Origin of the sequence: Aminobacter sp. LjRoot7 (assembly GCF_964252895.1) — a bacterium.
Classification (GTDB): Bacteria; Pseudomonadota; Alphaproteobacteria; order Rhizobiales; family Rhizobiaceae; genus Aminobacter; species Aminobacter aminovorans_B.
Map to the genome: position 1 here is coordinate 1 of NZ_CAXUPX020000020.1, position 14,562 is coordinate 14,562.

The following is a 14,562-nucleotide window of genomic DNA, read 5'->3' on the forward strand; positions in this document are numbered from 1 at the left end:
ACCGCCACCCTGGACGTGATAGCGCTCCATCCCGGGCACAAGCAGGCCAGGCTGCACGATCAGGCTCGGACGCGGAGGGGCGGCGACCACATCAGGATAGATCACACCAGTCGCAACCATCACCACCCTCCTCGCAGCACGCCGCAGCCACCGGCCAGACTAGCAGCCGGCTGTGAACCGGTCCGCCGCGGCAGGTTAAAATCAGCGCGCCAAATGTGAAAAATTGTTATCGGCTACTGCACGTCGAAGGTCGGCTTGAACCAGGCTGGCGCCAGGCTGCGCTCGAGGTCGAGCGCCTGGATGTTGTTCCTGTCGATCACCTCGACAGGCGGCCCGACATGGCGGTAACGCAGCGTGCCCTCGATCGCCCGGATTGCTTGGTCGATGGCGATGCGGCCCTGCAGCGGCGGTGAGTCAGTCGGCGCCGCCACCACCTTGCCCCGATTGATCTCGCGGAACGTGCCGTGGGTGAAATAGTCTGCCAGCACCTGGACGTGGTTGGCGCGGCCCTGCGCCCTGAGGATGCTGACCGCCGCATCCGCCGTCGGCGCGCTGCCGACGATGTAGTCGATGTCGGGCTGGGCCTCCAGCATTTCCTCGATCAAGAGCAGCTGGATCTCGACACCGGTGTCGCCCCATTTGACAGACGATATCTCGGCCGAACTCTGCTTCAGCGCCCGCTGGAAGCCGGCTTCGACGAACTTCACCCAGCCGGCACCTTTCGGCCCGGGAAACCAGGCGACGCTGACCGGCATGGTGCCGGCCGGATGCATGCGGGCGAGATAGGCACCGATCGACTGCCCCATCTCCTCCCAGGAGACGCCGGTCTTGGCCGAGATGCCGGCGTCGTCGATGTCGTTGACCGCGGCGATGACGGGGATGCGCCTGGCGATGTCCTTGATCGTCGGCGTCAGGCCCTCATAGGACACGGTGCCGACGATGAGCGCGTCGGCGGTGGCGCTGCAGGTGCGGATCTGCTCGATCTGGCGGTCGAGATTGGGATAGCCGCCGGCCTCGACGACGGTCAGCTTGACCCCCGCCGAACGCGCCTGCTCGACCATGCCGTAGTTGACGCTGACCCAGTAGGAATCCTTGAGATGCGGATAAGACGCGCAGATGCGCCACGGCTTCGCCGCCCTGGCGACGGGCTGGTAATCGATCGTCGCCGGCGGCCTGGAATAGTCGAATGGCGGCTCCCAGGCGTTCAGCTTCCATGTCGTTTCGGCGGCATCGGCGGACTGGACAATGCCACAGGCGAGAAATGCCGTAGCGATCAGGTTCAGGCAGTGGCTTGGGGCGGGGGCACGCATCGTCTTACGCTAGTGCATGACCCCGAAAATCGAAATCGATTTTCGGAAAGGATCATGCCCACTCAAAAGCTGCAGCTTCCGCTTGCCGCGCAAACCATGGTTATATGAGCCATGCTTCATAAGTTCGGCATCGGCGGGAGGCTGTTTCTCGCCTTCCTGTGCATCACGGCGTTGTCCCTGACATCCGGCATCGTCAGCTGGCTGATCCTGCGCAACATTGCCGATGCACAGGCCGTGGTGAACGCCCAGGCCCTGCCTGCCGTGGCCGCGACCCAGCGTACCGCCGAGCTAAGCGCCAAGCTGATCGCCACAGCGCCCGCGCTGGCCGCTGTCACCTCGCGCGACGGCCTGCTCGCCGAACAGGCCAAGCTCGCAACGCTGTCGCAGGAGATCGTCAAGTCGCTGGCCGAGGTCCGGCGCCTGTCGATCGACCCCGAGCTCGTCGAGGTCTTCGCCGGCTCGGTCGAGAAGATGCTGGCCAACCTCAAGCAGAACAACGAGCTGGTGCGCCAACGTCTCGACGAGGACAAGGCTTATCGCGACAGCGCCGAGGCCGCGACCTCGGCGGCGCAGTCGGTGCTACTGCTTTCGGAAACCTTGATCTCCAATGCCTCGGCCGGCGCTTCTGCGGTGACGGCAAGCCTCTACGGCCTGATCGGCGATCCCGGACGCCGGGAGGACGCCTACATCGCGCTCGACCGGCTGATCGAGCACGATATCTACCTCATGGAGCGCATGTACGAGCTGCGCCACCGCAGCGCCCAGATCAGTCTGCTGATCAACCGCCTCGGCCGCGCCGAGACACGGGCCGAAATCAACGAAATCAGCGGCATCTTCCACGACCACGCCAAGGTCATCAGGCGCCGCATCCTCAGCATCGACGACCCTGTCCGGCGCAAGCAGGGCATGGAGTTCTTCGGCGCCATCGAGGCCGCGGCCGGCGACGTGCCCGTGTCCAGTTCGATCTTCGGCCGCCGCCAGCGCGTCGTCGACCTCGCGGGCAGCCTGAACGCCATGGCGGAGGCCAACCGCGACCTTGCCGTGACGCAGAACCAGATCGCCCGCAACATCCTCGACCGCTCCGACGAGTTCGCCCGCACCACCGCCGAGCGCGCCGACAATGCGGTGCGCATCGGCGTCATCGTGCTTGTCGTGACCCTGCTCGGCGCCATCCTCGCCTCGGGCGCCATCGTCTGGTTCTATGTCGAGCGCAATCTCGTCCGTCGCCTGAGCGGCCTGTCGCGCGCCATGCAGCGCCTGACGGCGGGCGATCTCGACGTCACCGTCACCGACAGTGGCGACGACGAGCTGCGCACCATGGCGGTGGCGGTCAACCAGTTCCGTGACGAGTCGCGCCGCCGGCTCGAGCTGGAGCAGGAACGCGCCCGCATCACCGACGAGCTCCGGCGCCACCGCGAAGAATTGCAACAACTGGTCGAGGAGCAAACCGAGCAGATCAGGCTGGTCAACACGCGCCTGCGCCAAGAGGCGATCGACCACGACGAGGCGCGAGCCCGCGCCGAGCAAGCGAGCAGTGCCAAGTCAGCATTCCTGGCGACGATGAGCCACGAAATCCGTACGCCGATGACCGGCATGCTGGGCATGATGCGCCTGCTCTCCGACACCAAGCTGGGGCCAAAGCAGCGCGAGCACCTGTCGGTCGCGGCCAGTTCCGGCGAAGCCCTGCTCGGCATCCTCAACGCCATCCTCGACTACTCCAAGGTCGAGTCGGGCAATGTCGCCATCGACAAGGTCGATTTCGACCTCGGCAAGCTGGTCAGCGGCGTTGTCGCCTTCATGCGCCCGATGGCCGCCGAAAAGGGGCCCGACCTCAGGCTTGCCCTCGACAGCAAGATTGCGCCCGCCTTCAGCGGCGACGCCGGCAAGATCCGACAGATCCTGTTCAACCTCGTCAGCAACGCCATCAAGTTCACCGAGCACGGCCACGTGATGGTCGAGCTCAAGGTGACGAGCAACCGCAAGGACATACAGGCTTTGCGCCTCTCGGTCGCCGACACCGGCATCGGCATCGCGCCCGAGCGGCAGCAGGACGTCTTCCAGCCCTTCACCCAGATGGACGCCTCGATCACCCGCCGCTTCGGTGGCACCGGTCTCGGCCTTGCCATCAGCCGCGAATTCGCCGGCCTGATCGGTGCCGAACTGCGCGTCGCCTCAGAGGCCGGAAAGGGCAGCACCTTCACCCTCGACATGCCGCTGCGCAAAGCGAAAGTCGCAGAACTCTCGACCGAAAAGCGCCAGCGCGGCCGCAAGACCAAGCCTACGGCCTGCAACATCCTGGTGGTCGAGGATGATGACGCCACGCGTCTGGTCTCGACGACCGTGCTGGCCAATGCCGGTCACCGGGTCAAAGCGGTCAGTTCCGGCTATCTCGCGCTTGAGGCGGTCGGCGAATTCAAGCCCGACCTTGTCGTCATGGACGTCAGCCTGCCCGGCATCGACGGCATCGAGACGATGAAGCGTATCCGCGACAAGCTCTCGGCTCCCGACTTGCCGGTCGTTGCGATGTCCGCGCATGTGTTCAAGACCGACGTCGCACGTTATCTCGATGCCGGCGTCGATGCTTTCGTTGCCAAGCCGATCGTCCACGAGCAATTGCTCGACGCCGTCGCCTCGCTCGGCAGCCCGGCCGCGTCGTCGCAAGCTCAAGGCGTGGCCGCTCTCGACGTCGCCGCCTTCAAGGCCGATGTCGACATATTGGGCTCCGAGACGGTGCGGCGGCTGCATCGCATCGCCCATGACAGCCTTCCCAAGCGCTTCCAGGCGATGCGCGATGCGCTCAAAGCGGATGACCGCGAAGCGTTGCGCGACCTCGCCCATGCCACCCGCAGCACCGCCGGCTCGCTCGGCTTCCCACGGCTCCTGCAGGCGGCGGAAACGCTCGAGTCGGCAGCAGCGCAAGGCCCGACGGCTGAGCTCAGGCAGATCGTCGGCGCCTGCGAAACGGCCTTCGCCGACGGCTCGCGGCAGTGGGAACAGATGCTCGAAGGCAGCGCCGTCCCCGTCCAGCCTGCCTAGGTCAAGGCTTACGGAGTCGCAGCGACTCGCACCGGTTGGACAGCATCGGGCGCAAAGAAATAGCCCTCGCCATGGGCGGTGACGATGATGCGCGGCGTGCGCGGATTGTCGTTCAGCTTCTGCCTGAGTCGCCTGACCAGCACGTCGACGGTGCGGTCGCTGGCATCCCATTCGCGCCGCGAAATCTCGTGCAGCAGCCGCTCCCGCGACAGCACCTGGCCGGGATTGGCGGTCAGCACCGACAAAAGCTTGAACTCGGCCCCTGTCAGCTCGACGAAGGTGCCGTCGGCGGCCTGCAGCGTGCGTCGAGCAACCTCAAGCGTCCAGCCGTAGAAATGGCGCGTGGCCGAAGCCGGCTGCGGTATCCGGCCCTTGCCGACGCGGCGCAGCAGACCCTTGACCCGGGCGAGCAACTCACGGTGCTCGACCGGCTTGGTGACATAGTCGTCGGCGCCGATCTCCAGCCCGACGATGCGGTCGACGGTGTCGGTTCGTCCGGTGACCAGGATGATGCCGACGTCGGACCGCTCGCGCTGCTCGCGTGTCAGCTTGAGCCCGTCTTCGCCGGGCAGGTTGATGTCGATCATCAAGAGATCGGCCGGGTGCCTGGACATGATGGCACGCATCTGTTCGCCGTCGCCGGCCTCGCTGACCTTGTAGCCTTCGGCCAGGAAATAGCCCGCGAGCTTCGCCCGCGTGACCGCGTCATCCTCGACGATCACGATGTGATGCTGAGCCCGCATGCCATTCTATCCTCCCGACTTCTGTTGACATCATTTCACAAGTCGGGCCGCGCGGGCAACGACGGAAGGAGCCGGCGCCGCACTTGTCGTGGCGTCGCCGGCCCCTGCGTCTGGCCTGGGATCTGTCACTTCAGCCTTTCTTGGCCGAGAAGCATGGCAGGACGTCCTCCTCGAAATACGGCTCCTGGTTGACCCAGAACATGTAGCGGACCTTCAGGAAATCCTGCGCAAAGGCATGAAGGCTTGGCACCAGGTTCGCCCGCTTCGCCACGACATTCGTCGAGCCCGTCTCGCCGATGTAGTTGCCGTCCTGCACCGCAATGCCGAGCGGCACGCTGAACTTGCCTTCATGCATCATGGCCAGGGCATGGTTGAGCTGGCCCTTTTTCATGTACATGAGATCGGGAGCCCCCATGCCGACGCCGATCTTGTCGCCAAACTCATAGATGCCGCGCAGATATCCCTTATCCTCCCAGGGCAGCCATTCGCCGGGCATGAAGTTCGCGTAGAGCATGGTGGTCGAGGTCGGGAAGGCGGCTTTCATGGCTTGCATGTTGGTCTTGAGCGCCACCACATACTTGTCCGGGGTAAAGGACGAATCCGTTTCCGGCGAAACGCCGATTGCCGTTTCCTGGAGGTTGATGCCTTCGATCACACCGTCGAACTCCTTGCCGAGTGCTGCAAGCAGTGCCGCGAAACGCAGCTGGACCTTGGCGTTCCAGCGCTTGGCAACCCAGCCTTCGACGGCTCCGTCGTCGGTATGTTGCGCGGTGACGCCGCCGTCGTAGTCACCCTTCAACAGATAGTCGGGCACCGGCTTGTATTCGGGAGAGAAGGACGCTTCCTGCAACTGAATGAAGAGCCGCTTGCCGTGTTTGGCGAGATAGTCGACGTCGGACTGGATCAGCGAGAAATCGTAGTGCCCTTCAGTCGGCTCAAGCTGGCGCCACGAATACATGATCTGCGCGCCGACGAAGCGGCCGCTGGTCAAGAAGGCATGGTCGCGGATCGCATCGCGATCCCGGCTGAAATAGACGAAATGTTCGATCTTGTCCGCCGCCAGCGGACATGTGGCGCCCGTATATTGCTTGTAGGCGTTCTCGTATCGATTGGCGGGATTGTCCCACGCCATGGAGGATGTGGCGGCAATCGCAGCACCAAGCGTTACGACAGCGCCAAGAAGACGGTTCAGCTTCATAGGTCTACCCTTGAGTGGATCGGGGCCAGCAGCCCGTTGCCCTCAATTGTCTAGTTTTCGGACAGCGCGCTTTCGACCTCGAAGTGGTGCAACTCGCGTGCAGATTCTGTGCAGGCCCGCCCGAGCGCAAACTCTCCGATTGGAGCTAGCCGAACGCGATCTCGAAAATGGCACCGCCCGGAGCGGCAACTGGCGTCAATCGCGCGCCATAGAGGTCCAGGATGGCCACCACGATGGCCAGGCCAAGGCCCGTTCCGCCATCTTCCCGGCGCGTGGTGAAGAACGGTTCGGCCAACCGGCCAAGATCGATGTCGGCAAATCCCTCGCCATTGTCTGAAAGCCTAAGGGTGCCTCCATCCCAATCGAGCTCGAACCTGGTCGCCCCATGGTGGCGTGCATTCTGCGCCATGTGCGCCAGTATGGTTTGTCCATGCGCAACCGACAGCGGCAGGATGGCATCCAGGGGAGCCAGGCTGATGTCGAGGCCGGCAATCTCGGGCAGCATCGCCCGCGCCGGGCCAGCTTCGCCGCGCATACCCTCGCGTGACCTTGTCATGTCGCGGAGTTGCTGGAGCAGCAGATCCATCCGCTGCCCTTGGGTCTTGATGCTACCTATGAGGCTCTGCTGTGCAGCGCCGGACAGGTCGCCATCCTCGAGCAGTTCTGCAGCACCCATGATGGAGGTCACCGGCGATTTGAGCTCGTGGGTGACGTGGTTGGTGTAGATGCTGATTTCCTTGCTGCGCCGCGACAGCGTGCCGGCCATGATGATGACGGCCTCGCCAAGTTCGGCGATCTCCCGCATACCGTAATGGCTGAGCGGGGCAAGCTCGGAATGGCCACCATTGGCGACCATTCTCGACTGGTCGCGCAAGGCGCGGATCGGCCGGAGCATCGTCCGCACCAGCAGCGTTCCCACGACAGCGGCGCTCAACAGTGTCACGGCGACAAGGACGATGGCGGCGATGCGCTCTCCGGCGAAATACTCCGACAGCCCGGGAGCGGTCCTCGACAAATAGACCGCACCGATAACTCTGTTGTGGCTGATGACGGGATAGGCAACCATCACCCTGAAACCTGTCCCGCCGCCAAGCGCAGCCAGGCGAATCCGACTACCCGCGTCACTCCGCCAGCGCAGCGCGGCCCCGACATCGCCTTGCAGGGCTTGCTGGACTTCCGGCACCGCGGCAAAACTCGCCGCCTCGCCAGCGAGCAGGTCAATCCCCTGATGATCCAGGAAAACGACAGTCGAAAGCGTCGTCCGGCTGGCATTGTCGGCCAAGGCGCCCAGCCCCGGTGCAATCCTGACATGGCGCGGATCGAGCCTCTCGGTGGTCGGTATGGGATCGGGGCGAACGGGCTCGACAACATCCTGGCGAAGGTTCAGGAGCGGTCGAAAGGTTCGTGAGGCGGCACTCCAGAAAATGCGCTTGGGTGGCGGCAGATAGTATCCAGGTATCGGCCCCTCTGCTTCGGGCGGCACAGCCTCGAAAGCTACGGCATAGGCGCCGGCATAGATCGCCGCTTGCTTGATCAGCGAAGCCTCCGTCTCGTTGACGAGCCGGTTTGTTCCGATCTGCAACGCCAGCGTGGTCAGGACAGGCACCGCAAGCAGGCTTGCGCAGACGATCGACACCACCAGCGGCATGGACGGCCGCCATTTCCGGGTTATCTGGCTCACGCGGTGCCGGGTCCCGCGACGCAATTGCCAAGCCGCAGGCCCACTCCTCTCACTGTTTCGATCACGTCGGAATAACCAAGTGCCGCGGCCTTGGCGCGGATGTTGCGCACATGGCTGTCCACCGTACGTCCTGACAAGGTGTTGTTCCCGCCATAGGCCTTGTCGATCATCGCCCCTCGGCCGACGACGATCCCGGGCCGGGCCGACAGGATCTCCAGCACCGAAAATTCCGTTGCCGTCAGCGGCAGATCCTTGCCGGCAAGCGAGCAGACGTGGCGTTCGCTGTCGAGGCTGAGGTCACCATGCCTCGTGATGCCCTCCGCCTGCTTGCCGCGTGCCAGTATGGCCTTGATCCGCAACAGCAGTTCGCGCGGCGAGAACGGCTTGCTGACATAATCGTCCGCCCCAAGCTCGAACCCCACGATCCGGTCAACCTCGTCGTCATGCGCGGTCAGGAAGACGATCGGAACATGCGATCTGGCACGGATGGCCTTGCAGCATTCGATGCCGCCCATGACAGGCATTCCAATGTCAAGCACCACCAGGTCGGCATGGTGCCGCTGCAAATGCTCCAGAGCCAGTCGCCCGTTGGCCGCCTGCTGGACATGCATTCCCGCCCTTTCCAGCGCAATGCCGAGCACGTTGCGGATATCCGGGTCGTCATCGACAACGAGAATGCTGGGGTTCATAGCGCGATCACCAAGGAGACATGCCACCGGACGGCCGACACCAGCTTCTTCTATCGAAGCAGGCGGTTGCAAGCCAAGGACTGTCCGGCAACCTCGAATACAAAAGCGCGAAGATGATGGCGCCTCCCCGCTGGCCTTGGAGCCCTCGGCCTGAAAATAGCCCGCGCGTTCCGTCGCGCGGCCCGGCTTGCCATTAACATCATTTCACAAGTCGGCTCACGACTTTTACACCCCGGCCGACACCGGTTCACTTCTCACCGCTATGTTTGCGGGGATGGCGCGGAAATCCAACAGGCCCACAGAGGCCAGCATCCCGCCTTCCATGGGAACAATCGCAACATACGGAACGGGAGGTTCAATGACCAATTTTACCAAATCCGCAAGCATGGCCACGATCATGGCTTTTGCGGCCGGCACGGCGTTCGCCCAGGATTCCACTGACGCCATCAAGATCCCGACCCACAACTGGTCGAGCCAGATCGTCGGCGCCCACATCGTCGGCAAGCTGCTCGAGAAGGGCGGCGCCAAGGTCGAATACGTCTCCGCCGACAGCCAGGTCGTCTACACCGCGCTGTGCGAAGGCGACGTCAGCCTCGTGCATGAGGTCTGGGAAGGCGCCTTCGGCGTTGCCTTCCAGAAGGTGGTCAAGGAAGGCTGCGTCGTCGATGCCGCCACCCACGACGCCAAGACGCGCGAAGAGTGGTGGTACCCGACCTATGTCGAGGAAGTCTGCCCCGGCCTGCCCGCTTGGGAAGCGCTGAACGCCTGCGCCGACAAGTTCGCCACGGCCGAAACCGCGCCCAAGGGCCGGTTCCTCGGCGGCCCGGTCGACTGGCTCAAGCATGACGCCGAACGTGTCGAGGCGCTCGGCATGAACTTCGAGGTCGTCAATGCCGGTTCGTCGGCAGCACTGTGGGCCGAGCTCGAGTCCGCGTTCAAGCGCAAGGAGCCGATCGTCCTGTTCAACTGGACGCCCAACTTTGTCGAAGCCCTTTATGACGGCAAGTTCGTCGAGTTCCCGGCCTTCGATCCCAAGTGCAAGGACGATCCGGCCTGGGGATCCAACAAGGAGCTCAGCTACGACTGCGGAAACCCGAAGGACGGCTATCTGAAGATCGCCGCCTGGAAGGAATTCCCGACCAAGTGGCCCAAGGCCTATGCCATCCTGCAGAAGATCAATTTCTCCAACATGGACATCGCCGTGCAGGCGAAGCTCGCCGACATCGACAACATGGAGCCCGAGGCGGCCGCCGACAAATGGCTGGCCGACAACGAGGCACGCTGGAAGGCCTGGCTGGGTTCGGCCAGCTAATCTTCCGCATCCATCCGTCCCGTCATGGCGTCGTGACGCCCGCTTAAATGCGTGCGCCACCTCGCCGCGCGTACCCATCGGCCCCCCTTTGGCGAGAGGCAGACATGTCCGAAGCAAAAATCGCATGCCGCAACCTTTGGAAGCTCTACGGCTCCGATCCCGCCGGCTTCCTGCGCCGCAACCAGAACAACCCTTCCATCGAAACCATCAGGGCCGAAGGCTACGTCCCCGCTGTCCGTAACGTCTCCTTCGACGTGATGCCGGGCGAGATTCTCGTCGTCATGGGCCTCTCCGGTTCGGGCAAGTCGACCCTGCTGCGCTGCCTCGCGCGCCTGATCGAGCCGACCTCGGGCGAGGTCATGTTCGAGGGCCGCGACATCCTCGCCGCTTCCGAGCGCGAGCTGATCGAGCTCAGGCGCCACAAGATGGGCATGGTGTTCCAGCACTTCGCCCTGCTGCCCCACCGCACCGTACTCGACAACGTCGCCTTCCCGCTCCAGGTCCGCGGCACCGACCGGCAGAAACGGGAAAGACGCGCCCGCGAGGTCATCGAACTCGTCGGCCTCAAGGGCCGCGAGGGCTATTATCCGCGTGAGCTCTCCGGCGGCCAGCAGCAGCGCGTCGGCATCGCCCGCTCGCTCGCCGTCGGCCCCGACGTCTGGTTTCTCGACGAGCCCTTCTCGGCGCTCGACCCGCTCATCCGCCGCGAGATGCAGGACGAGTTCCTGCGCCTGCAGAAGGTGCTCAACAAGACGATCGTCTTCATCACCCACGATTTCGACGAGGCGATCCGCGTCGCCGACCGCATCGCCATCATGAAGGACGGCGTCGTCGAGCAGCTCGGCACCGCCGAGGAGCTGGTGACTTGCCCGGCCACCCCTTATGTCGCCGAGTTCACCCGCAACGTCTCGCATGATCGCCTGCTGTCGGTGCGCGCCGTCATGGCGCCCGCATCCTCCCGCACGCCCAACGCCGCGGCGGTACAGGCACAGGCTTTGCTGGCCAGCGTCGCACGCCAGGTGCTGACGTCGGAACGTCCTGTCGACGTCATCGACGATAGCGGCGCGCTCGTCGGCACGCTGACCCGCGACGGTCTGATCGACGCGCTCTACGGCAAGGAGCAGTGCGCATGAGTGCCGCGATACTGACCCGCCAGGAGGCGATGGAACCGCAAAAGCCGCTGGCCGCAATGACCAAACCGCTGCTCGTCGTTCTGCCTTTCCTCGTCCTTTTGCTTGCAGCCTCGCTTTTACCCGACTGGGCGGTGCATGTGCCCAAGGGCTGGACGATTCCCTTCGTCGACTGGGCAAACACCGTCTTCGATCACCTGCGCGACGACGCCATCTTCGGGCTGTTCTCATTCCGCGACCTGACACGCGCTATCGCCGAGCTGATCACCTGGCCACTTGCCTTCGTCGAGGGTCTGCTGGTCTCGGGCCTCCCCAAGATCGGGGTGCCCGCCATGCCCTGGGTGATGACCGCTGGCCTGTCAGGCGTGCTCGGCTGGTATCTCAAGGACTGGCGCCTTGGCGCACTCGCCGCTGGCTGCGTCGCCTACATGGCGATCTTCGGCAAATGGGAACTGTCGATGATCACCCTGTCGGTGGTCCTCGTCGCCGCCCCCATCGCCGGTCTCATCGGTTTCGGCATCGGCATTCTCGCAGTCAAGAAGCAATGGTTCGAAGCGCTCATCGTGCCGCTGCTCAACGTGCTGCAGTCGCTGCCGCATTTTTCCTACCTGATCCCGATCGCCGTGTTCATCGGCGTCGGCCACAAGGCCGGCACGATCGCAACCGTCATCTTCGCCATCCCGCCGATGGCCCGCCTGACCATCCTCGGCCTCAAGGGCGTTGCCGAAGAGGTGCGCGAGGCCGGCAAAATGGCCGGCTGCACCCGCTTCCAGACCTTGTGGATGGTCGAGATCCCGTCGGCGCGCCAGCCGCTGCTCGTCGGCGTCAACCAGGTCATCATGCAGTGCCTGGCGATGGTGGTCATCGCCTCCTTCGTCGGAGCCCGCGGCCTCGGCCATGACCTGTTGTTCCGCCTCCAGGCACTGAAGATTGGCCAGGCACTGGAAAGCGGCGTCGCCATTGTCCTAATGGCGATCACGCTCGACCAGCTGAGCCGCGCCGCAGCCCACAAGGAGCCTTCGCATGTCGCGCCCGACGCCAGCCTGCTGCAGCGCTTTCCGTTCCTCGCCGCATCCCTGGCCGTCATTGCCGCTTCGCTGCTACTCGCAGCGATCACGCCCTACGCCCAAGCCTGGCCTTCGGAGCTTGCGCTCAGCACGGCACCCTTCTGGGACGCGCTCGTCGACTGGGTCACGGTCACGCTCTACGACCCGCTGCAGTATCTCCGCAACGCCATGCTGCTCTACGTGCTGATCCCCATCCGCGACCTGTTCCAGTCGATCCCGTGGACGGCGATGGTCGCCCTCGTCGCGGCGGCGGGGTGGTCGCTCGGCGGCCTGCGCCTCGCGCTCACCGTATCCGGCTTCGTGCTGTTCATCGCCTTCGCCGGCTACTGGGAGCGCTCGCTGATCACCGCCTATATGGTGACTGTCGCAGTCCTGCTCTGCATCCTGATTGGTCTGCCGATCGGAATCTGGGCGTCGCGCAGCGAACGCCGCACCGGCATCGCCAAGCTGATGTGCGACACCTTCCAGACCTTCCCGTCCTTCATCTACCTGATCCCTGTAATCATGCTCTTCAAGGTCGGCGATGTCGCGGCGATCTCGGCGATCATCATCTATGCGATGATCCCGATCGTGCGCTACACCATCTTCGGCCTGCGCAACGTGCCGCAGGAGATCGTCGAGGCCGGCATCACCTCGGGCTGCACGCAAAGGCAGCTGCTGTGGAACATCCGCATGCCGCTGGCCTTCCCCGAGATCATGCTCGGCATCAACCAGACGATCATGTTCGCCTTGTTCATGGTCATCATCGCCGCCTTCATCGGCACCAAGGACATCGGCCAGGAGATTTTTCGCGCGCTGACCTTCAACGACGCCGGCAAGGGCCTCGTGCTGGGCCTCTGCGTCGCCTTCATGGGCCTGACCGCCGACCAACTGATCACCGCCTGGGCGACGAAGCGCAAACAAAGGCTGGGTCTGGCAGCCTGACCATCGGCCTTCGGCCAGTCGCAGCGACGGGACGATCGACAACCCGACCCGGCCCGCAGCCATCGCCATGCAGGAGGAACTTGCGTGGCGGCCCGCTGCGCCGGCGGAAGCGTGCTTCTCGCCGGCGCAGCCAATCCCGTCAGGACAGATCAGAACTTGTAGTTCAAGCCGACCTTGCCGCTTGATAGGCTGAGGTCGTAGGTATCCCCATCGAACTCCTGCTCGCCAAGCCCGTAATAGGCGTACTCGCCGAAAACCGACCAATTGGCATTGAGTTTCAAAGCGACGCCGGCGCCAGCCGTGTACCCGGTGTATGTGGGGTCGGCGGATCCTCCCGGGTACTTTATTGTCGTATCCGCCACGGCCAGACCGGCCAGGCCGTAGAGCAACACGCTGTCGAAGGCGACACCGCCACGAGCGGTCAGGCTGGCCAGCCAGTTGACCTCCATGGAGATGTTGGGAAATGGCCCGAAGCCGAAGTCGTAGTTGCCGCTCAGGCCACCCCCGGAGACATCGCCCTGCACACCGAGCACAAAGTTACCGAACTGCGCCAGAGCGCCGACCTGGGCGCCGGCGAGCAAGCCATCAAGCTCGAAGCCTGCCTCAAAACCAGGAACCCATTGTTCCCCTTGCGTCGCGGCGCCGTCAGCGAAACCGGCATGCAGGCCGGCGTAGATCCCACTCCAGTCCGTCGCGTCAGCATACGCCGTGCCGGCTGGGGCGGTCTCGGTAGTCACGTTTTCCGCCCGCGCCGTCCCCGCGCTCATCGCAATCAACGCAGTGGTCATCAAAAGGCTAAACTGTATCTTCACAGGCCAATATCCTTCAACATATGTCGCTTCAGTTTCAATATATATCGCTCGGTAGCGTCGCCTGACCGGCGCTGCCGCCATCGCAAAAAGTGTAGACAGTGTGCTGGGCAGTCAGACCTTTTTGTTCCGGGCTGTCAACCAAGCAAAGCGATATAGTGCTCGGGATCTGGCGCAGGACGTCTCGACCATCCGGCACTACACGATCGAGGAAGCCTGCGAAGTTTGGCCGACGGCCGTCCGCTTCATTCTGACACCTGGCGCAAAGCGCGGCGAGATCGAGCTACGCTGTATGGGGAACTGGGCACGATCCTGAACTGGAACGAGCGACAGGCTGTTGGGACTGCAACCAAAAACACTCCCGGAGCAAGGCTCACGGGAGTGTCGTTAGCAATGGTTTTGGTTCCAGGCTTTGGCTTTTTTGTCGCGCTTGGTCGGCTTGTTGCCTTTGTTGCGGGGCGCTGCTGCGCTTCAACTCGAGCCGTCACCGGCGTGCGGATAGCAAAAAGCCCGCGGTGGTTTTCACCTTGGCGGGCTTTTGAGTTGGTTGCGGGGACAGGATTTGGCCTTTTTGTCCCGCTTCGTCGGCTATCGCCTCCTTGCGGGCCCCTGATGCAGGTTCAACTCGACCGTCACCAGCGTCCGAATAACAAAACAGCCCAG

The 14,562-nt window shown here is 63.8% G+C and carries 11 protein-coding genes; 4 read left to right on the forward strand and 7 right to left on the reverse strand.

What is annotated here, in order from left to right:
* Window positions 1–233: 233 nt before the first annotated feature.
* Complete coding sequence (gene torT, locus ACSQ3E_RS29825) at window positions 234–1,310, reverse strand: TMAO reductase system periplasmic protein TorT (RefSeq protein WP_436125414.1); 1,077 nt, start codon at window positions 1,308–1,310, stop codon at window positions 234–236.
* Between the two features lie 111 nt (window positions 1,311–1,421).
* Between torT and torS the strand changes: the two genes are divergently transcribed.
* Window positions 1,422–4,346, forward strand: a complete 2,925-nt coding sequence (gene torS, locus ACSQ3E_RS29830) for a TMAO reductase system sensor histidine kinase/response regulator TorS (RefSeq protein WP_436125415.1) — start codon at window positions 1,422–1,424, stop codon at window positions 4,344–4,346.
* A gap of 8 nt (window positions 4,347–4,354) precedes the next feature.
* Here torS and torR read toward each other — a convergent pair whose 3' ends face one another.
* The 5 genes from torR to ACSQ3E_RS29855 form a co-directional block, all read right to left on the reverse strand.
* Window positions 4,355–5,089 carry a two-component system response regulator TorR gene (torR, locus tag ACSQ3E_RS29835; RefSeq protein WP_436125416.1) on the reverse strand — a complete coding sequence of 245 codons (735 nt, stop codon included), beginning with the start codon at window positions 5,087–5,089 and terminating at the stop codon, window positions 4,355–4,357.
* 130 nt (window positions 5,090–5,219) lie between these two features.
* Window positions 5,220–6,287, reverse strand: a complete 1,068-nt coding sequence (locus tag ACSQ3E_RS29840; protein WP_436125417.1) for a hypothetical protein — start codon at window positions 6,285–6,287, stop codon at window positions 5,220–5,222.
* 145 nt (window positions 6,288–6,432) lie between these two features.
* Window positions 6,433–7,968: a histidine kinase dimerization/phospho-acceptor domain-containing protein gene (locus ACSQ3E_RS29845; protein WP_436125418.1), complete on the reverse strand. Its 1,536-nt coding sequence runs from the start codon at window positions 7,966–7,968 to the stop codon at window positions 6,433–6,435.
* Window positions 7,965–8,657, reverse strand: coding sequence for a response regulator transcription factor (locus ACSQ3E_RS29850; protein WP_436125419.1), 693 nt, complete (start codon window positions 8,655–8,657; stop codon window positions 7,965–7,967). Before ACSQ3E_RS29850 ends, ACSQ3E_RS29845 begins: the two co-directional genes overlap by 4 nt.
* 225 nt (window positions 8,658–8,882) lie before the next feature.
* Window positions 8,883–9,056 carry a hypothetical protein gene (locus ACSQ3E_RS29855; RefSeq protein WP_436125420.1) on the reverse strand — a complete coding sequence of 58 codons (174 nt, stop codon included), beginning with the start codon at window positions 9,054–9,056 and terminating at the stop codon, window positions 8,883–8,885.
* Between ACSQ3E_RS29855 and ACSQ3E_RS29860 the strand changes: the two genes are divergently transcribed.
* The 3 genes from ACSQ3E_RS29860 (at window position 9,043) to ACSQ3E_RS29870 (ending at window position 13,090) form a co-directional block, all read left to right on the forward strand.
* Entirely contained in the window at window positions 9,043–9,969 is a 927-nt protein-coding gene (locus ACSQ3E_RS29860) for an ABC transporter substrate-binding protein (protein WP_436125421.1), read from the forward strand. The genes ACSQ3E_RS29855 and ACSQ3E_RS29860 overlap by 14 nt on opposite strands.
* Before the next feature lie 104 nt (window positions 9,970–10,073).
* Window positions 10,074–11,102, forward strand: a complete 1,029-nt coding sequence (locus tag ACSQ3E_RS29865; protein ID WP_436125422.1) for a quaternary amine ABC transporter ATP-binding protein — start codon at window positions 10,074–10,076, stop codon at window positions 11,100–11,102.
* On the forward strand, window positions 11,099–13,090 hold the full coding sequence (locus ACSQ3E_RS29870; RefSeq protein WP_436125423.1) for an ABC transporter permease: 1,992 nt from the start codon (window positions 11,099–11,101) through the stop codon (window positions 13,088–13,090). Before ACSQ3E_RS29865 ends, ACSQ3E_RS29870 begins: the two co-directional genes overlap by 4 nt.
* A gap of 149 nt (window positions 13,091–13,239) precedes the next feature.
* Here ACSQ3E_RS29870 and ACSQ3E_RS29875 read toward each other — a convergent pair whose 3' ends face one another.
* On the reverse strand, window positions 13,240–13,902 hold the full coding sequence (locus ACSQ3E_RS29875) for an outer membrane protein (protein WP_436125424.1): 663 nt from the start codon (window positions 13,900–13,902) through the stop codon (window positions 13,240–13,242).
* Window positions 13,903–14,562: the final 660 nt, after the last annotated feature.